Origin of the sequence: Campylobacter blaseri (assembly GCF_013201895.1) — a bacterium.
GTDB classification, from domain to species: Bacteria; Campylobacterota; Campylobacteria; order Campylobacterales; family Campylobacteraceae; genus Campylobacter_B; species Campylobacter_B blaseri.
Window position 1 is genome coordinate 1,003,819 of the sequence record NZ_CP053841.1, and the last position, 19,536, is coordinate 1,023,354.

The following is a 19,536-nucleotide window of genomic DNA, read 5'->3' on the forward strand; positions in this document are numbered from 1 at the left end:
TTTATATATTTTAATAAATGGCTTTTAAAAATGTATATAATATTTGGGCTATATTGCTTATTTTACTTATCAAACTATGGTTTGACTAAATTTTCAGTAATGCCTAAGTTAGCAAATGTTACTATTTAAAAAAATATAAAGTCATATAAAAGTTTGACAATATAAAAGGAGATATTTAATGCCTAAAATATATAAAGTTAAACTACATGAAATAGCAAATATAAAAACTGGTTTAGTTTTATCAAGAAAAAGAGCTTCACCAATGTCAAATTTTACTAAAAAATATAATACAATATCTTTAAAGTCATTTAATGAAAATGGGTTTTATGATCACTCTTGCTTGGATACTTTTATAGCAGATGAAAAAATTAAAGATGAGTATCTACTAAAAAAAGATGATATACTCATAAGGCTAAAGGAGCCAAATATAGCAGTTTGTGTTGGAAAAGATTATGGTGACACCATAGCTTCATCTCTTGTAGCTATAATCAGAACAACCAAAAATGATATTAATCCTATTTATTTAACCAATTACTTAAATTCAAGTTTTGCAAAGCGACAATTTTTTAAGCAAAGTTCGGCAATTCCAATGCTAAATATCAAAACATTAGAAAATTTAAAAGTGATACTCCCTAAAAAAGAGGCACAAGATAGAATTGTTCAAATTCAAACCTTAACATATAAAGAAATTGATACATTAAAAAACTTAATACAACAAAAACAAATTTATGCAAATCAAATTTTTAACAATATAATAAATCAGGAGATAAAAAATGACCAAAACCACACAAGACACCATAAATTCAGTAGCTTGGAAAGCGTGCGATACATTTAGAACTACAATGGATAGCAGTCAATACAAAGATTATATACTAACTATGCTTTTTGTAAAATATCTGTCTGATTTTTACAAAGAAAAACTTGATGAACTTAAAAACAAATATGGCGACAATGAAGATAGAATCAAAAAAAGCCTAGAGCGAGAGAAATTTAAAATAAGTAAAGAATGCACTTTTGAATATATTTTAGCAAACAAAGAATCAGAAAATTTAGGCGAGATTATAGATAAAGCCTTAGAAAAAATAGAAGAAGATAACAAAGAAAAATTAGAAGGGGTTTTTAGAGAAATTAGCTTTAACAGCGAAACTATCTTTGGAAGAGTTAAAGAAAAAAACAGAATTCTAAAAAATTTACTTGAAGATTTTAGCGACCCTAAGCTTGATTTAAGACCTTCAATGTTAGAAGGAAATGATGTTATAGGTGATAGTTATGAGTATCTTATAGCTAAATTTGCAAGTGATGCAGGTAAAAAAGGTGGTGAGTTTTTTACACCAAGCAATGTTTCAAAACTACTTTCAAAACTTGCTAAAGCCAAAGAGGGAGATAGAATTTATGATCCAACTTGTGGTTCTGGTTCTTTACTGATAAAAGCAAGTAAAGAGGTTGGAAATACAAATTTTAGACTTTATGGGCAAGAAAGCAAAAGTGCAACCGTAGCACTTTGTAAAATGAATATGTTCTTACATAATATAAATGACGCTGTAATACAATGGGGCGATACTATAGGCAACCCTTTGCATTTAGAAAATGACCACTTAATGAAATTTGATGTTGTAGTTGCAAATCCACCTTTTTCACTTGATAAATGGGGAGCTGAAAATGCTCAAAATGACAAATATAAAAGATTTGAAAGAGGAATTCCACCTAAAAGCAAAGGAGATTATGCTTTTGTTTTACATATGTTAGCAAGCTTAAATGAAAATGGTAAAATGGCAGTTGTTTTGCCTCACGGAGTGCTATTTCGTGGTTCAAGCGAAGGTAAAATAAGACAAAAACTACTAGATGAAAACTTACTTGATGGAGTCATTGGCTTACCTGCAAATCTCTTTTATGGCACTTCTATACCTACTTGTATAATGGTTTTTAAGAAAAATAGAAAAAACAAAGATGTATTTTTTATAGATGCAAGTAAAGAATTTGAAAAAGAAAAAAATCAAAACAAGCTTAGTGATGAGATTATAGAAAAAATTTCACAAACTTATCAAAATAGAAAAAATGTAGATAAATACGCTTATTTAGCAAGCTTAGATGAGATACAAGAAAATGACTATAACTTAAACATTCCTCGATATGTAGACACTTATGAGGAGGAAGAAGAGATAGATATAGAACAAACTAAGCAAAATATAGCAAATTTAGAAAATGAGTTAAAAGATATAAAAAATCAAATGAATGAGTATTTAAAAGAGCTTGGGTTATGAGTGAAATAGTAATTTATGAAGATGGTCAAATTTCTTTAAATGTATCATTAGAAGATGAAAGCGTTTGGTTATCTCAAAAACAGATGGCTGATTTGTTTCATAAAAATGTAAGAACAATAAATGAGCATATAATAAATATATTCAAAGAGGGTGAGCTGGAAAAAAAAGCAGTTATCCGGAATTTCCGGATAACTGCTGATGACGGTAAAAGGTATCTTACAAATTTATATAATCTAGATGTTGTTATCTCTGTTGGATATAGGGTAAAGTCCAAAGAAGGAACTAAATTTCGTATCTGGGCTACAAAAGTTTTAAAAGATTATCTTTTAAAAGGATATGCTTTAAATCAAAAAATACTAAATAGACAAAAGATTACTGAATTAAATAAAACACTAAATTTAATCAAAAATTCAATAAACCAAGCAAATCTCATACAATCAAAAGGTTTCATTGAAATTATATCAAAATATGCAAAAAGCTGGGCATTGTTGCAAGGATATGATACTCAAAGCTTAAAAGAAATGGCTCAAACAAATATCAACAACTTTATACTTGATTACAATGAAGCCAAAAAAGCAATTGATGAGTTTAAAAAAGAACTTATAAAAAAAGGGGAAGCTTCAAATTTATTTGGACAAGAAAAAGCAGATGAACTAAAAGGAAATATTTTAAATATATATCAGACATTTCAAGGACTTGAACTCTTACCATCTGTAGAACAAAAAGCAGCGAATTTACTCTACTATATAGTAAAAGGACACCCATTTATAGACGGGAACAAAAGAATAGGTGCTTATCTTTTTATATTATTTTTAGATAAAAACAAAATACTTTATAAAAACGATAACGAATTAAAGATTAATGATAACGCACTAGCTTCATTAACCATTTTAATAGCCACCTCAAAACCAGAATCTAAAGATATAATTATAAAATTAATATTAAATATATTATATGATGGAGAGAGTGATGATAAGATATAAAGAATTTGGAGTGCTTTTCCTTGCGGATACTCGCCTAATTCATGGCGATAAAGCCTCCAAATTGAGTAATTATACCGCAAAGTTTATAAAAGGATAATTTTTGATACAAAAAGGTTATAAAAAAACAAAGATTGGCATTATTCCTGATAATTGGGAAGTTGTTAAGTTGAGGGAAGTATTTGAAAAATCATTTTATGGAATTTCATCTGCCACAAAAAATATTGGAAAATACCCTGTTTTAAAAATGAATAATATGCAAAATGGATCACTTTCTATAGATAATTTATCTTATATAGATTTAGAAGATACGGATTTTAAAAAATATAAATTACAAAAAGGTGATATTTTATTAAACAGAACAAATAGCTCCGAATTGGTTGGAAAAATTTCTTTATTTAATTTAGATGGCGATTATCTTACGGCTTCTTATATAGTTACTTATAGACCAAATAAAAATATATTAAATTCAATTTTTATAAATAATATATTAAACACAACTTTATTTCAAACAAAAATAAAAAATATTTCAACAAAAGGTGTAAGTCAGTCAAATATAAACCCTACATCATTTAAGAAAAAAATAATTATACCACTACCACCATTAAAAGAGCAAGAAAAAATAGCTAAAATTTTAACTCTTTGGGATAGTGCTATCTTAAAACAATCAAATTTGATAGATGAAAAAGAAAATTTCAAAAAAGCACTTATGCAAAGGCTGTTAAGTGGTAAAACCCACTTTCCTGAATTTAAAGATAATTGGAAAGAAGTAAGATTAGGTGAAATTTTTAAAGAATATGCTGAATTTAACAATTTAAATTTAAAACAATATACTATTGGAAAAAATGGCATAAATGAAATAAAGGATTATAAATATAATACAAAAAAACATAAAATTTTTAAAAAAAATGATTTAATTATAGGTCTAGGTGTGAATGAAGTGAACACAAATATTTTTATTGAAAATGGTTGTTGTAGTCCTATTTATAGAACATATTCAATAAATATTAATTTAATAAAACCAATATTTTCATATTATTATTTACCGAGAGCTTTAAATTTCATCAAACACCTTATTAGTAAAAAATCAACTAGAAGAGAATTTGAATTTGATGGAAAAGAATTTATAAAACAAAATATAAAACTTCCATCATTAAAAGAACAAGAAAAAATAGCAAAAATTTTAACCCTTTGCGATGATGAGATAAATTTACTTAAACAGGAATTAGAAAATTTAAAAGAACAAAAACAAGGCTTAATGCAAAAACTACTAAGCGGAAAGGTGAGAGTATGATTAAATTTTTCTTAAATTTATCTTCTTTTTTATGGGTAATATTGTTGTATGTATTAGATAAAAATATTTTTAATTTGTATTCTTCTGAATTTTTAATATTTTTAATAATTTTTATATCTATTAACATTATTTCTATTGGTTTAATAAAAAAACATACAAATTTCTTAGATGGAACACAAGAAATATCTAAAATTTATCCAGCATATAATGAACATATGCCAGCATTTTTTGCTATATGTGTAGTTGCTTTTAGCTTAAAAAATATAAATGAATACAATTTAATATTTTTCTTTAGTATTGTTTTTATATTATTTATTATTTTTTGTATAAATAATGTAGGTTATTTAAATCCAACTTTGTATTTATTTGGATATAGAATTTATAGAGCAGAAACAAAAAATAATAATTTGATTATAATAATGAATTACAAAACAGATTATAAAAAAAAGAAATTAGAACACAATAGTTTTATTCAATTAGATGAACACACTTATTTAATACCAAACACTACTAAAAAGGAAAAATGATGGGAAGTTTAATCGCTTTTGGAAAAAAATCATATAAAATTAAATTTCAAGAAGAAAATTTAAACCTATTAAAAGAAAAAAATGAATATTTTTTTAATGCAACATTGCCAGATAAAGATTGTTTAATATCATTTAAGGATAATATTGTATATAAACTAGAAGATGATGAATGGTATTTTATTCAATACAATAACTCAGATATAATAAATACAATATATGATAATTTTAATAATTATTTAGATTTGACAATGTTAAATAAAGAATATATGAAAGAAGTTGATTTTTTTATCTATTTAGCAAAAGAAAACAATAAAGCAATAATAAACACTCAAAGAGTATATGCAAGTAAAATTCTAAAAACTCGCTCATTTATGAACTTTTTTAATGATTCAATCAAATATGAATATTTTGAAGATGTTGTAGAAATTAAAGACAGTAAAGATTTGATTATAGATATAAATAATAAAACTATTTATTTCAAAAAATTTGAAATATTAAAACGGTTAGATGATAATTTTACAGAATATTACAAAGAAGCTTCTAAAGAAGAATTAGAATATTTTCAAAACAATTTATCTAGCAACATTTCACTATTTAATATGAAAAATGATTTTACAATAGGAATAAGAAATAGCAAGAAAATTAAGTATATAATAGATAATAAAATTTTAAATAAATTTACAAATAAAACAGAAGAGTTAAAAGAGTATATAAAAACTTATCCAATGATATTAAAAGATTTTAATGCAAATGAAGACTTTACAAATTTAATAGCAACAAATGACAAACAATTAAAACATATTTTAGGAATTTTAGAAGAATGTTATTCTACTACACCTATAACCAAAGAAGCTAGAGTTTCAAATTCATATAAAAAACTTTAATTTCAAAGGAAACTCAAAATGAATCCAAACATATCATCAGAAAGAGCTTTACAAGACAATGTTATAAAATTATTAAAGTCTATGGGGTATACATTTATAAGCAAAGAAGAAAACATCAAGCTAAGAGATGGAAAGCTTGGTGAAGTAGTTTTTAAAGATATACTTTCAAAACAACTTCAAAAACTAAATTCATTTGAATATAATGGCACAAAATACCCATTTTCAGCTAAAAACATAAAAAAAGCTATAGATGATTTAAATGAACCATTAAATCAAGGGCTAATGAGTGCTAACCAAAAGATAAGCGAGCAACTTATATATGGAAACTCTTATCAAGAAGATCTTGGAAATGGTATCAAAAAAAGCTTTTCTTTTAAATATATAGATTTTGAAAATGTGGAAAACAATATTTTTCATTTTACGGAAGAATTTGCAGTATCAAGAGGTATAAAAACGGAGTATGAAAAAACAAGAAGACCTGATATTGTGCTATTTATAAACGGAATTCCTTTTGGGGTGATTGAACTTAAAAAATCAAGCATATCAAGCGATGAGGGTATATCTCAAATGCTAAGAAACCAAAAACAAGGAGAGATACAAGAACTTTTCAAATACATTCAGATAACACTTGCTGGAAATAGCTACTCACCACAATATGCCACAACTGGCACTTTAGCAAAATTTTATGCAACTTGGGAAGAAGATGTTGGCTTAGAAATAAACAAATTAGTAGTAAACAGAACTCCTAGCAAACTTGATAGCACTATATACTCTTTGTTTGATAAAAATAGAGTAATAAAGCTTTTGCACTCTTTTATAGTTTTTGATGGAAAGATTAAAAAAATAGCAAGATACCAGCAATTTTTTGCCATAGAAGAAATTATGAAAAAGATTAATGTTTTGGATAATGTAGGTAAAAGAGAAGGTGGGCTTATTTGGCATACACAAGGTAGTGGAAAATCTTTAACAATGGTAATGTTAACAAGAGTGATAAAAAGAGAAATAGCAAATTCAAAAATTATCCTAGTAACTGATAGAACCGATTTAGACGAACAAATTCATAGTAATTTTATATCTACAGACATAGAAACACAAAGGGCAAAAAGTGGGCAAGATTTGATAAGTTTGATAAAAAGTGGAAACCCTGTTATCACAACTTTGGTGCATAAATTTGAAACTGCTTTAAAAAACAAGGTGGTTATAAATGAGCCAAATGTATTTTTGTTAGTTGATGAATCACATAGAACTCAAAGTGGAGATTTGCATAAAGCTATGAAAAAAACTTTTCCACTTTCTTGCTACATAGGCTTTACAGGAACTCCACTTATGAAAAAAGAAAAAAGCACCATAGCTAAATTTGGTGGACTTATACATAAATACACCATTGATCAAGCCATAAAAGATAAGGCTGTTTTACCTTTGCTTTATGAGGGGCGACTAGCTAGTCAATGGGTTAGCGATGAACTTGGATTGCAAAGAAAATTTGAAATAATCTCAAAAGATTTAAGTGATGAGCAAAAAAGAGATTTGTCAAACAAATGGGCGAGATTTCAAAAACTAGCTTCAAGTGAGCAAAGGTTAGAGCTTATTGCATTTGATATAAATACTCATTTTAAAAACAATTTAAAAGGCACAGGGCTAAAAGCAATGTTAGCAACAAGTAGCAAATTTGAAGCCATAAAATACCACAAAATTTTTGAAGAATTAGGCGATGTAAAAACAAGATTTGTAATCTCAGCTCCTGACACTAGAGAGGGCAACGACGATGATAGTAACAAAGCCTTTATAAATGAAGAGTGGAACAAAGTAATGCAAATTTATGGAAGCGAATATGAGTATTTGAAAAAAGTAAAAAATGAATTTATAAATGGTGATGAAATTGATATTTTAATAGTGGTAGATAAGCTTTTAACTGGCTTTGATGCCCCAAATGCAACGGTTTTATATATAGATAAAGAGTTAAAAGAACACAATCTTTTACAAGCAATAGCAAGAGTAAATAGGCTTTATGATGGCAAGGATTTTGGATTTATAATTGATTATAGAGGCTTGCTTGGAAATCTTGATAAGGCATTAACTTCTTATTCATCATTAGATGTTTTTGATGAGCAAGATTTAATAGGAGCAGTTATAGACATAAAAGATGAAATAGCAAGACTAAAAACATTTTATTCTCATTTAGAAGAGCTTTTTAAAAGCATAGAAAACAAAAACGATCAAGAAAGCTATGAAGTATTTTTAGCCAACAAGGAAAAAAGAGATGACTTTTATAAGTATTTATCAAACTATGCTAGAGCATTAAAGTTGGCTTTATCAAGTTATAAAATAGATGAAATTTTTAGTTTAGATGAAATAGATAATTATAAATCTAAAATGAAATTTTACGCAAATTTAAGAGCAAGTGTAAAGATACGATATCATGAAGTTGTTGATTTTGGTAAGTATGAAAAGCAAATGCAAAAACTTCTTGACACTTACATAAGTGCTGATGATGTAATGCAGCTAACAAAACTAGTAAATATTTTTGATGAAGAATTTGATAGCGAGATAGAAAGAGTGGTAGGAGATAATGCAAAAGCTGATGCGATTTTAAGTGCTGTAACAGCTGTTGTAACAGAAAAAAAGGAGTCCAATCCAGCTTTTTATGAAAAAATAGCACAAAAAATAAAAGAGATACTAGAGCAATACAAAGAAAACAGACTCACAGAAGAAGAAAAGCTAAAAAATGCAAAAGATATAAGAGCAATGCTTACAAACCAAAAACTAAACAAAGACAACTACCCAGATACAATCAAAAACAAAAAAGGAGCTATAGCTTTTTATGATAATATGTCCGATTTTTTGAGTGAGATAGTAAAAAAAGATGAAAAAATTTTAGAAGAATTTACACTAAAGCTTGATGAAATTTTTAAAGAGGTAGCAAAAAAGCCTGATTGGAAAAACAATAACGATGTAAAAGATCAGATAGAAAAGCAAATTTATGATATATTATGGGATTTAGAGGATACTTATAATGTGAAGCTTAAAAACAGCGAAGAGATAGTAGGAAAGCTAAGAAACATTGGAATTAATAACTATGAGTAATGTTCAAATCATAAAAAAAGATATTAAAAATATCACATTAAAAGTAAAACCTAGTTGTGAAGTGATACTAACTGTGCCACTTAATACAGACAATAGGCATATTTTATATATTTTAGAAAAAAGAAAAGATTGGATAGATAAAAAGGTTGATTTTTTCAAATCATATAATAAGATAGAAAACAAAGAGTATGTAAGTGGCGAGAGTTTTTACTACAAAGGTAAAGCTTATAGGCTAAAAATAATACAATCAGATAATGAAAAAGTTAAGCTTTTAAGGGGTTATATTCAAATTTTCATAAAAGATAAAACAGATAAAGCTAAAAAAGAAAAAATGCTTAATGTTTGGTATATGAAAAAATCAAAAGAGTATTTTAACCAAATTCTAAATCAATATCTGCCAATAGTAAAAAAAGATATAAAAAGTATCAAGATACGCAAAATGAAAACAAGATGGGGTTCTTGTAATCCAAAAAAAGGTTATATAAATTTAAATTTTGATTTAATAAAAAAACCAAAAGAGTGCGTTGAATATGTAATTTTTCATGAACTAGTTCATCTTGTACACCCAAATCATAGCAATAAATTTTACAACTTTTTATACACTTATATGCCTGATTGGAAAAAAAGAAAGGATAAGTTAGAATATAAATAAATCTTCTGTTTTATCTAATTTATAAATTAAAAATTACTTAGAAACTAGATAGTCCTGTTTCCTCTTGGATGAGATAAAGTAGCTTTTTAAAAGTGCTTTTTTCTCTATATTTTTCATACTTAGCTGTATAAATTCCGCCTTTATTGTTCCAAATTTTATCATAGTAATTTAAAATTTTCTCTACCTCTTCACTATTTTTATCTAAATATATTGCTATGTTTGCCTCTAAGTTTAAATCCCCTATATTTCGTCTAGTATAATTTGCAGAACCGCCTATAATTCTAACTTTTTCGCCCTGCTCTATTATTATGAATTTACTGTGATATTGCTCACCTTTTGTCTCATACCACCTTATTTCTATGTTCTTTTTTGCCATAAGTTCGTTTGCTACAGGTTTGTTTGGAATTCCTATCTTTTTTCTACCAAAGGCATCTTTGTTGATATCTAAGATAATTTGTATCAAGACTCCCCTATCAGAGGCTTTTTTAAGAGATTTTATTATGTCTCTATCAGAGAGATAAAACATTCCAATTTTAATCTTATTATCTAAATTTGTAGAATTTATGCGATTTAAAATTTCCTCTTTTATCTTGCCTTCTGTGATGAATTTCATCTGAGTTTTACCAGATGTTTGGGTGTTTGGATGAAATTTGCTCACCATATCCATATTAGCATTTGACAGACGCATTATCCCTTTTTCTGAGGTTAAAATGTCTTCTAAAATAGCTCCATCAACCTTGAAAGCTATATTTGAGTGAAAAAATGAACCATCATGTGGATTTGCTGAGGATATTATGGCATTTTTTTCATTCATAATAATTTTTCTATGATTTGCTTTAAGATTAAAAAGCTCTAAATATGAAGCAAGAGAGATATTTGGTTTATCTGGATCAAATGCATTTTTAAAAATTCCATTTTTTGAGTTTGGAAACCAAGAAAAATATGGGCGGTAATAGCTTGAATACAATGCATTTGAATCTCTAAGTTTGAAAAGATTTGTTACCACAACTTGAACTCCAACTTTTTTTAGCTCTTCAATATGTTTAGGAACATACGAGCCATAAGCAAAATTTATAGGATCTGTTATCAAAATTATAGGCAAATTTAGGTTTAATCTCTTTTTTTCAAGAAGTGCATCTGTTAAATTTTTTGAAATTTCAGGAAAAACATTGTTAAGATTTCTATCGTAGTCATCGTTAAACAAAAAATAGTCAATCAAAATAAACTTATTTGACTCTTTTATGAGTTTAAAAATTTCTGTAAAAATCTCTTGATCATATGCCCTTTTTCCATCTTTTTCATAAGTTAAATCACTTAAAAAAGTAAAATTTCCAATTCTTGCATAGCCTTCAAAAGATGTGCCACTAGGCATTGGTTTTAGAGTATTAAAGAAAAGTACAAAAAGCGGAATAAGAATAAATATAATGAGTTTAATTTTTAATTTCTTAATCATTAAATAATGATAACATATTTAACACTAAACTACACTATTTGAATAGTATAAATTTTCTCTTATTGAACTGTTTTAAAACGATTTAATTTTCTTAAATACAATTTAAAATAATTAATTTACATTAAAGGATTGGGATGAAAAAAATTGTTTTATTTAGTTTAGTATTAGCAGGTTTTTTACAAGCACAGATGATGGAAGTGTATAAATCTCCATCTTGCGGATGTTGCTCACAATGGGAAGCTGTTATGAATAAAAATGGCTTTAAAACTAAAGAAATTTTAAAAGAAAACATAATAGAGGTTAAAAAAGAGTTCAATGTTCCATTAGAACTATCTTCTTGCCATACAGCTATAATTGATGGTTATGTTGTAGAAGGGCATGTCCCAGCAAGAGAAGTAAAAATACTACTTGAAAAGAAACCAAAAGATGTTATAGGAATAAGCGCACCAGGAATGCCACTTGAAAGCCCAGGAATGGAGCAAGGAAGCACCCCAGAAACTTATAATATAGTTGCATTTAAAAAAGATGGAACACAAGAGATCATAGCTACATATATCGGCAGTAAAAAGATAAGATAATTAACTACTTCACATAAGCCAAGTGGCTTATGTGATTTAACACTTTTATATCACTCTAAAAGCACCTAAAAATAAAATTTAAAACACTATAAAATAATACTTTTACATATATATAAGCCCAGGTGAAGAAACCAAAGAGTGTCAAAAAAAAATAAAAAAATGCAAAAAATATTTAAAATTCACTCTTTTAAATTAAAATAATAATCTTAGCCAAGTTACAAATAATATAAACTTGGCTATCTGCTTACTTACCTCCTATCAATCAAATTTTTAGCTCAAATATGATAAAATACTCTAAAATTTAAATAAGGTAAAAAATTTATGGAAAAAAAGACAAACTTTTTAGAAAACATAATAAAAGATGATTTAAAAACAAAAAAGTATGAAAAAATTGTAACGAGATTTCCTCCTGAGCCAAATGGCTTTCCACATATCGGACATGCAAAATCAATATGCTTAAATTTTGGTCTTGCAAAAGAATTTAATGGGCTTTGTAACCTAAGAATGGATGATACAAACCCAACCACAGAAGAGACAAAGTATGTAAAAGCACTAGAAGATGCTGTTAAATGGCTAGGTTTTGAATATGATGGCGAAATAAGATACACATCTGATTATTTTCCTGAACTTTATGAATATGCAATTAAACTTATAAAAATGGGCAAAGCCTATGTTGATAGTATAAGTGAAGATGAGATGAGTGAGTTTCGTGGCACCGTTACAAGTGCGGGAAAAAGAAGTAAATTTGCAGAGCGAACAATAGAGGAAAATTTAGACCTTTTTGAACGCATGAAAAATGGTGAGTTTGAAAATGGTGCACATGTTTTAAGGGCTAAAATAGATATGAGCTCACCAAATATGCAGCTCCGCGATCCTTTGCTTTACAGAATCCGCCACGCAAGCCACTTTAGAACAGGCGATAAGTGGTGCATTTATCCGATGTATGATTTTGCTCATCCTTTGTCTGACTATCTTGAAGGCGTTACACATTCAATCTGCACTCTTGAGTTTGAAAATAATCGTGATATTTACAACTGGCTACTTGATACTCTAGGGCTTAGCCCACGCCCGTATCAATATGAGTTTGCAAGGCTAAATATGAACTACACTATGATGAGCAAAAGAAAGTTAATTGAACTTGTTAAAAGTGGTGTGGTTAGTGGCTGGGATGACCCAAGAATGCCTACCATTGCAGGATATAAAAGAAAAGGATATACAAAAGAAGCCATTGTAAACTTTTGCGAACAAATAGGAGTCGCAAAGGCAAACTCAACCGTTGATGTAAGCCAACTTGAGTTTTGTATAAGAGATGACTTAAATACAAAAGCACCAAGGGTTATGTGTGTACTTGAGCCACTAAAGGTTGTTATTGAAAACTACGAAGGAAGCGAGGAGCTAGAAGCGGACTATTTTCCACCTGATGTTGGCAAAAGTGGAAGTAGAAAACTTACTTTTTCAAAAGAAATTTACATCCAAAAAGATGATTTTAACGAAAATCCTCCAAAGGGGTATTATAGGTTAACTCCTACTCAAAGTGTTAGGTTAAAGCATGGTTACATAATAAGCTTTAAAGAGGCTATAAAAGATAGTGCTGGAAATATAACTGAAATAAGGGCAATCTATCATCCAAACTCAAAAAGTGGCAATGACACAAGCGGTATAAAAGTAAAGAGTGCCATTCAATGGGTAAGTGCAAAAACAGCCAAAAAAGTTGAAGTTAGGCTTTATGATAGGCTATTTTTGAGTGATTCTCCAAAGAGTATGGATGATTTAAATCCAAACTCACTTATAGTTGTCAAAAATGCCTTAATTGAGCCTGCTGTTGTTACTGAAAAAATAAGCCAAAGATTCCAATTTGAAAGACTTGGATACTTCTATGCTGACCCAGTTGATTACAGCGACGAACATCCTGTTTTTAACAAAATTGTAGGGCTTAAAGACTCGTGGACAAAAATAGAGGAATTAAAACAAGAAAAAAAGGTTAAAAAAGAGCATACGCAAGGCGAAGTTAAGCCTTTAAGTAAAGAGGAAGAAAAACGCTTTAGCAGATACACAAATGAGCTAAATTTAAATAGCGAAATAGCAAACACTCTAGCTAGAGATGAGACTCTTTCAAACTTTTTTGAAAAAGCACTTTTAGAGCTAAATAGTCCTTCAAATTTAGCAAATATCATAACTTCACAAGTTGCAAAAGAGCTAAAAAGCTATGATGTAGATGAGCTTAAATTTACCCCTGTGCAAATTTCAAGCTTAGTTAAAATGCTAGATGATGAGCTGATTTCAAGCAAGATAGCAAAAGATGTTTTTGAGATAATGGCACAAACTGGGGATGAGCCTGAAAAAATTGTAAAAGAAAAGGGTTTAATCCAAATTAGTGATGTAAATGTGATAATGCCTATAATTGATGAAGTTTTTGCAAAAAATAGTGAGAATTTAGAAAAATACAAAGCTGGAAACACAAATCTTTTTGGCTTTTTTGTAGGTGCAGTTTTAAAAGCAACTGGTGGCAAGGCAAATCCAAAAGTAGTAAATGAACTTGTGAAGAAAAAGCTGGATTAATTACTCCAGCTTTTTAAGATTATAAACACATTTAATATATCAATTTGTAGTATCATTTTTAATCAATTTAAAAACATTAAATAAAATTAAAAATAATTTATTCAAAAAGGATTAAAGTGAAAAAAATTATTTTATCAAGTTTAATGTTGGCAGGTATTTTACAAGCCCAAGTTATGGAAGTATATAAATCCCCTGATTGTGGATGTTGCTCACAATGGGAAAAGGTTATGAACAAAAACGGCTTTGAAACTAAAGAAATTTTGGAAGATAATATAATATCAGTAAAAGAAAAATTTAAAGTTCCACTAGAACTATCTTCTTGCCATACTGCTATAATTGATGGCTATGTTGTAGAAGGACATGTTCCAGCACAAGAGATTAAAATTTTACTTAAAAACAGACCAAAAGATGTTATAGGCATAAGTGCACCAGGAATGCCTCTTGAAAGCCCTGGTATGGAGCAAGGAAGCTTTCCAGAGACTTATAATATTGTAGCTTTTAAAACTGATGGCTCTAGCGAAATTATAGCTACATACATTGGTAGTAAAAAGATAAATTATTTTGTACGTAAGCTAAAATAATTTATGAATTATGGTTTTATGTTTAACATCTCTTTTAACCAAAACTATTTTAAATCATCCTTGCTTGGTTTTAGTATTTCTGATATAAGCCTTATCGTGTCTTCAGTCTTTTTAAATTCATGTTTTTTCATACATCAGAAAAATATAAACCTTACTACATAAATTTGATGCTATTTGCAGGAATTATCCATTATTTTATTTTAAATATGTTACACTTCATTTCATATGTCTTATATTGTAAATTTTTGTAAAGATATAAAATAATATTACCAATTTTGCAGTATAATCTCCTGGCATTCATCAGTAGCTAGAAATAACCCTTTTACTTTTTGTATCTTTTGCAAAACAGGATAGTTCTTTCTTAGTTTTCCCAAAATGCTTTTTTAATATCTATGACTATATTATGAAAAACGTATTTTAATGCTATTGTATATTTATAATTTTACTTATAAACATACATACCTGTTTGTGTAGTTTCAATTATCTCTTTATTTTAAAATATTGTAATATTTCAATAATATTTAATATTACAATATTCCCTATTAATCTATGTTTATAAAAGGATAAATGTAGCCCCATAATACTCTTTACAATTTAATATACTAGCTTTTATAAATTTTTGTTTTATAATTATCTAGCTATTCTTATAAACTTTGCAAAAAACATGTTCTTTTTTTATTTAGGTCAATATTTTTTACAGTTAAAAATTTATATTTTCTCTTAAACCTCTTGAATCTTTTAAAATATATTAAAAATAAAAACATAAACTATTTTTTACGATTAAAGATATCTTTTAATCGTAAACTCTTCTACTGGCTGAAATATCTAATTAAAAAGATCTCCAACATAAAAAATATAGCTTTACAAATTTTGTTTCAATATTTGCTAGAAGCTAGTTAATCTAGACATAATAGTTCTCTTTTTAAGAGTATATTTTAAACAATATTTTTAATTTTAATAAAATAACCCTAAATATACCCTGCTGCATATTCTATATTTTATTAAATGATATTGGATAAAATAAAGAAATAGAATCGATAAAATTCTATACTAAAATTTTTTAAATAGATTCAAAAAGGTTATATTAAATTCGGCCAAATTCTTAATTGGTGGAGGTGTGGGGTCGAATTATACTTATATAAGCCCTAAAAATGGTACTTTAAGCTTATAAAAATTTTACTATACCCTTAATTTAACCCTTAATACCTTTTTTATATTTATATAATTTTATAATATTTTAATATGTATAAAAATTATAATAACTCCACTACATGGCTTGTTTATAAGGATAATTTTAATACTTCATGCTGCTATATTTAAAAATAGTATTCAAAGTGCAGATTTAATAAATAGTATTCCAACTATGGAAGAAATAAAATAAGCAGTGTAATTGATTTTGTATATAGTTTAATATATACAAAATCATACATTTTAAAAATTTTTCTTAAATTTATGATTGTTTTATATTTTTTAAACTTTTTATGTTATAATGTTCACATATTATTGCTTTCCATATATGGTTATATGTTTGGTTTTGTTTATTTCAAAACTTTAACTATCTTCCATAAATAATAAAACTTTAATTTTACAATTGTTTGATATTTTAGTAATTACACTACTAAATAAAAGTGGATACTTTCAAGCTAAAAAAATAATTTACAAACTTTTTTTGAGTGATACTATGAAATAGTATAGGTCTCATTATGCAATGACAAACCTATAATTCAACTAAACGACAACTAACATAAAATTAACTTGCTATAAAAATAAATAAATTTAAAAAGGAGTAAAAAATGGAAAAAGTTAGAGAATGGGATTATGTTATGACTGGTGATGAGCTTGAATTTATGTTTGAGCAAATAAAAGGAACTTATAACAGTTATACTTGGGAGTTATTCAGAAGAGGTCTTGAAGATATTCATAGCGACAAAGATTTTAAAGAACTAAAACAACTTCGTGAAAAGATTTTTGAAGATAAAACCAAAACTAAGGAATATTGGGAAAATGAAATGAATGAAATTCTTAAAAAAATAGATGCTAAATATGAGAAATACTTAGAAGAAGAACCAAAAAGATAAAAATTAAAACAAAGAGAAAGGATGAAAAATGGAAAAAGTTATAGAATGGGATTATACTATGACTGGTGATGAGTTTGAATCAATGCTTGAGCGAGTAAAAGGAACATATGATATGTATAGTTGGGAATTATATAAAAGAGGTCTTGAAGATATTCATAGTGACAAAGATTTTAAAGAACTAAAACAACTTCGCAAAAAGATTTTTGAAGATAAGACTAAAACTAAGGAATATTGGGAAAATGCAATGAATGAAATTCTTAAAAAAATAGATGCTAAATATGAGAAATACCTAGAAGAAGAACCAAAAAGATAAATAAGTAAAATAACAAAAATAAAAGGAGAATAGAGATGTTAGATTGGGATAATTTTGATCCATTTACAATGATAGAGCCAGAGTGGGTTGAAATAAACTGGCAAATATTTAGAGATTGTTTAGCACCACAAACATATAAAGAGATAAGACATGCAACAAGCAATCCATTACTTATGGAAGAGCTTAATGGAGAGCAAGGAGAAGTAACAAATTATAGATTAGCAATATTAATGAGATGGTGCAGAGCATTACAATTAGCAGGCTTTGAAGATGATATAAAATCATTAACTTCAATGGAGTTACTTACAGCAATGCAGTGGCAAGAAGAGTTAGAGATAAGTAAAGCCTTTTGGACTTTAACAGCAAAACAGATGAGAGATATGGGAAATACAGATTTAGAAATTTTAAAAGCATTAAATATAGATTTATATGAAATGTATTTTAAGGTAAGAAGAGAATGGAATATACCAGATGAAGATAGACCAGCAAAATCGCCATATAATTTAGAATATTTAAGAGAAAAAGTATTGATAGCTTAATTATAAACAACCTAAATTAATTTTAGTGACACCAAATAGTAAAATAGGAATTTTAATATAACATAAACTTATATAATTAAGGATCACAAATAAAATGATAAAAATGATTTTGAATTAGATACACCTCCATCAACTACAAAATAGAGTATTAATTAAATATAAAAGTAAGAATATAAAATAAATTGGATACTATGGTATGAAATTTATGGTTTTATGCATTGCTTTTATTACAAAAGAGAAATCACAAAAACAGCTTGTGAAAAATAAAGGAGTTAAGAATGATAGATTTTTCAGATTGCACTATAAAATATACCAAAATTTATGATGGATTAAATGGGAAAAAACTTGCTATTTTTTACAAAGATGAACTATATATGCTTAAATTTCCAAAAGATAATCACATAACAGGTGGTTATGCAAGTAGTACTATCAACGAACATATCTCCTCTAAAATTTTTAAATCCCTGGGCTTTGAAACGCAAGATACCATACTTGGATATTATGATGATAAAGTTGTTGTAGCTTGTAAAGATTTTGAAATAGGCAGAAATAGGCTTTTTAACTTTGGTAAAATAAAAAACTCTGTTTTAAGTGTTAGTGGCAGTAGCTTTAGTGATACAGATCTTGATGAAACTTTAAAAATAATCGATGAGCAAAAATTAATTGACAAAGATAGATTAAAAGAGTTTTATTGGGATATGTTTATAGCAGATACATTTATAGCAAATTTTAATAGACATAATGAAAACTGGGGGATTTTAGTAAATGAGCAAAATGATACTTGTAAAATTGCTCCTATTTATGATTGTGGCTCAAGCTTATATCCAAAACTAAATAATCAAGATATACAAAAGTATTTATCTCATAAAGGAAGTTTTAATGATTTAATTCTAAATCAAACAACTTCTGCAGTAACAAGATTTGGAAAAAAGACAAATCCACAAAATTTTCTTTTTAGCAATTTAAATAATGATATTTTAATGTCATTAAAAAAGATAAATTTAAATATAAATTTAGAAAAAATAAATAGAATAATAGATGAAATTGAAATTATAAGCTCTGATAGAAAAGAATTTTATAAGAAAGTCATAAAAGAGAGAAAAGAAATAATTCTAGATGTTGCATATGAAAAATATCTATCTAATGCAAAAAATATTTATGACGATGAAAAATCATTATTTATATCAAAAGAAATTATGAAAAAATCAAAAATATAAAGTAAGAAAAAATGACCAGTAAAAACAAAGATATAGAAAGATAATTATAAGCAATAAAAGGAGAAATAATATCGTGAAAGAAAAATTTTATTATTGTAATTGATTTTGAAAAGTATACAGATTAAAAGGAATTTAAAGACACATTTATAAAATAAACAACTTAGATGAAGCAATTAAATTAAAAGATATAGCTAAAAAACAACCAATAAATAACTTTTAAAAAATTATAAAAATGTTTATTACCTTTTTAAAAGGCAATAAACATTTATTGTTTAATTATTTATATTCGTTGCTAAAAAAAATGAAATATAAAACTATAGCTGTGCCACCTACCCAGGAAATACCATTTATTGTTGCAAATGGGTTATAAAATTGAAACCCTACAAGAATAAAAAATAAAATATATGATGTAAGAAAACATATACCAGGAACAAACAATTTTTCTAATTTTATAAACATAACCAATCCTTTCTTTAAAATTTAATTTGTTTATTATTTTTATCAATTAAATAAAGGAATAAAGAAAAAAATAACAA

16 protein-coding genes are annotated in these 19,536 nt (G+C 26.9%); 15 read left to right on the forward strand and 1 reads right to left on the reverse strand.

Annotation, left to right across the window (positions count from 1 at the left end; all coding sequences use genetic code 11):
• Positions 1-178 precede the first annotated feature (178 nt).
• The 8 genes from CBLAS_RS05200 (at position 179) to CBLAS_RS05235 (ending at position 9,682) form a co-directional block, all read left to right on the forward strand.
• Positions 179-835, forward strand: a complete 657-nt coding sequence (locus tag CBLAS_RS05200) for a restriction endonuclease subunit S (RefSeq protein ID WP_106872795.1) — start codon at positions 179-181, stop codon at positions 833-835.
• Positions 774-2,261, forward strand: coding sequence for a type I restriction-modification system subunit M (locus CBLAS_RS05205; protein ID WP_106872793.1), 1,488 nt, complete (start codon positions 774-776; stop codon positions 2,259-2,261). The genes CBLAS_RS05200 and CBLAS_RS05205 overlap by 62 nt, the downstream gene beginning before the upstream one ends.
• A complete protein-coding gene (locus CBLAS_RS05210) occupies positions 2,258-3,244 on the forward strand; it encodes a virulence RhuM family protein/type II toxin-antitoxin system death-on-curing family toxin (RefSeq protein ID WP_106872791.1) in 987 nt (328 codons plus the stop codon). The genes CBLAS_RS05205 and CBLAS_RS05210 overlap by 4 nt, the downstream gene beginning before the upstream one ends.
• Before the next feature lie 100 nt (positions 3,245-3,344).
• Positions 3,345-4,535: a restriction endonuclease subunit S gene (locus tag CBLAS_RS05215; protein ID WP_106872789.1), complete on the forward strand. Its 1,191-nt coding sequence runs from the start codon at positions 3,345-3,347 to the stop codon at positions 4,533-4,535.
• Positions 4,532-5,062, forward strand: coding sequence for a hypothetical protein (locus CBLAS_RS05220; RefSeq protein ID WP_106872787.1), 531 nt, complete (start codon positions 4,532-4,534; stop codon positions 5,060-5,062). The genes CBLAS_RS05215 and CBLAS_RS05220 overlap by 4 nt, the downstream gene beginning before the upstream one ends.
• Positions 5,062-5,946, forward strand: a complete 885-nt coding sequence (locus CBLAS_RS05225; RefSeq protein ID WP_106872785.1) for a hypothetical protein — start codon at positions 5,062-5,064, stop codon at positions 5,944-5,946. Before CBLAS_RS05220 ends, CBLAS_RS05225 begins: the two co-directional genes overlap by 1 nt.
• An 18-nt stretch (positions 5,947-5,964) precedes the next feature.
• A complete protein-coding gene (locus CBLAS_RS05230; RefSeq protein ID WP_106872783.1) occupies positions 5,965-9,030 on the forward strand; it encodes a type I restriction endonuclease subunit R in 3,066 nt (1,021 codons plus the stop codon).
• The gene (locus CBLAS_RS05235; protein ID WP_241518051.1) at positions 9,008-9,682 is read left to right on the forward strand and encodes a M48 family metallopeptidase; all 675 of its coding nucleotides are present in this window, start codon (positions 9,008-9,010) and stop codon (positions 9,680-9,682) included. The genes CBLAS_RS05230 and CBLAS_RS05235 overlap by 23 nt, the downstream gene beginning before the upstream one ends.
• A 37-nt stretch (positions 9,683-9,719) precedes the next feature.
• Here the strand turns inward: CBLAS_RS05235 and CBLAS_RS05240 are convergent, their stop codons facing one another.
• The gene (locus CBLAS_RS05240) at positions 9,720-11,135 is read right to left on the reverse strand and encodes a phospholipase D-like domain-containing protein (RefSeq protein ID WP_106872781.1); all 1,416 of its coding nucleotides are present in this window, start codon (positions 11,133-11,135) and stop codon (positions 9,720-9,722) included.
• 134 nt (positions 11,136-11,269) lie between these two features.
• Between CBLAS_RS05240 and CBLAS_RS05245 the strand changes: the two genes are divergently transcribed.
• The 7 genes from CBLAS_RS05245 to CBLAS_RS05275 all read left to right on the forward strand — a co-directional run bounded on the left by CBLAS_RS05245 (position 11,270) and on the right by CBLAS_RS05275 (position 19,000).
• A complete protein-coding gene (locus CBLAS_RS05245) occupies positions 11,270-11,713 on the forward strand; it encodes a DUF411 domain-containing protein (RefSeq protein ID WP_106872779.1) in 444 nt (147 codons plus the stop codon).
• Between the two features lie 321 nt (positions 11,714-12,034).
• A complete protein-coding gene (locus tag CBLAS_RS05250; protein WP_106872777.1) occupies positions 12,035-14,272 on the forward strand; it encodes a glutamine--tRNA ligase/YqeY domain fusion protein in 2,238 nt (745 codons plus the stop codon).
• A gap of 116 nt (positions 14,273-14,388) precedes the next feature.
• Positions 14,389-14,853, forward strand: coding sequence for a DUF411 domain-containing protein (locus CBLAS_RS05255; RefSeq protein WP_420913001.1), 465 nt, complete (start codon positions 14,389-14,391; stop codon positions 14,851-14,853).
• Between the two features lie 1,793 nt (positions 14,854-16,646).
• Complete coding sequence (locus CBLAS_RS05260) at positions 16,647-16,931, forward strand: hypothetical protein (protein WP_106872774.1); 285 nt, start codon at positions 16,647-16,649, stop codon at positions 16,929-16,931.
• 28 nt (positions 16,932-16,959) lie between these two features.
• The gene (locus tag CBLAS_RS05265) at positions 16,960-17,244 is read left to right on the forward strand and encodes a hypothetical protein (RefSeq protein ID WP_106872772.1); all 285 of its coding nucleotides are present in this window, start codon (positions 16,960-16,962) and stop codon (positions 17,242-17,244) included.
• 35 nt (positions 17,245-17,279) lie between these two features.
• On the forward strand, positions 17,280-17,783 hold the full coding sequence (locus tag CBLAS_RS05270) for a hypothetical protein (protein ID WP_106872770.1): 504 nt from the start codon (positions 17,280-17,282) through the stop codon (positions 17,781-17,783).
• A gap of 278 nt (positions 17,784-18,061) precedes the next feature.
• On the forward strand, positions 18,062-19,000 hold the full coding sequence (locus tag CBLAS_RS05275; RefSeq protein WP_106872768.1) for a HipA domain-containing protein: 939 nt from the start codon (positions 18,062-18,064) through the stop codon (positions 18,998-19,000).
• The last annotated feature ends 536 nt before the right edge of the window (positions 19,001-19,536 follow it).

What these genes read in the sequence shown, in the direction of transcription:
- CBLAS_RS05240 (WP_106872781.1), bottom strand. Translation starts at nt 11,135, where the DNA reads ATGATTAAGAAATTAAAAATTAAACTCATTATATTTATTCTTATTCCG.
- CBLAS_RS05270 (WP_106872770.1), top strand. Translation starts at nt 17,280, where the DNA reads ATGTTAGATTGGGATAATTTTGATCCATTTACAATGATAGAGCCAGAG.
- CBLAS_RS05245 (WP_106872779.1), top strand. Translation starts at nt 11,270, where the DNA reads ATGAAAAAAATTGTTTTATTTAGTTTAGTATTAGCAGGTTTTTTACAA.
- CBLAS_RS05210 (WP_106872791.1), top strand. Translation starts at nt 2,258, where the DNA reads ATGAGTGAAATAGTAATTTATGAAGATGGTCAAATTTCTTTAAATGTA.
- CBLAS_RS05265 (WP_106872772.1), top strand. Translation starts at nt 16,960, where the DNA reads ATGGAAAAAGTTATAGAATGGGATTATACTATGACTGGTGATGAGTTT.
- CBLAS_RS05200 (WP_106872795.1), top strand. Translation starts at nt 179, where the DNA reads ATGCCTAAAATATATAAAGTTAAACTACATGAAATAGCAAATATAAAA.
- CBLAS_RS05205 (WP_106872793.1), top strand. Translation starts at nt 774, where the DNA reads ATGACCAAAACCACACAAGACACCATAAATTCAGTAGCTTGGAAAGCG.
- CBLAS_RS05275 (WP_106872768.1), top strand. Translation starts at nt 18,062, where the DNA reads ATGATAGATTTTTCAGATTGCACTATAAAATATACCAAAATTTATGAT.
- CBLAS_RS05230 (WP_106872783.1), top strand. Translation starts at nt 5,965, where the DNA reads ATGAATCCAAACATATCATCAGAAAGAGCTTTACAAGACAATGTTATA.
- CBLAS_RS05260 (WP_106872774.1), top strand. Translation starts at nt 16,647, where the DNA reads ATGGAAAAAGTTAGAGAATGGGATTATGTTATGACTGGTGATGAGCTT.
- CBLAS_RS05225 (WP_106872785.1), top strand. Translation starts at nt 5,062, where the DNA reads ATGGGAAGTTTAATCGCTTTTGGAAAAAAATCATATAAAATTAAATTT.
- CBLAS_RS05250 (WP_106872777.1), top strand. Translation starts at nt 12,035, where the DNA reads ATGGAAAAAAAGACAAACTTTTTAGAAAACATAATAAAAGATGATTTA.
- CBLAS_RS05220 (WP_106872787.1), top strand. Translation starts at nt 4,532, where the DNA reads ATGATTAAATTTTTCTTAAATTTATCTTCTTTTTTATGGGTAATATTG.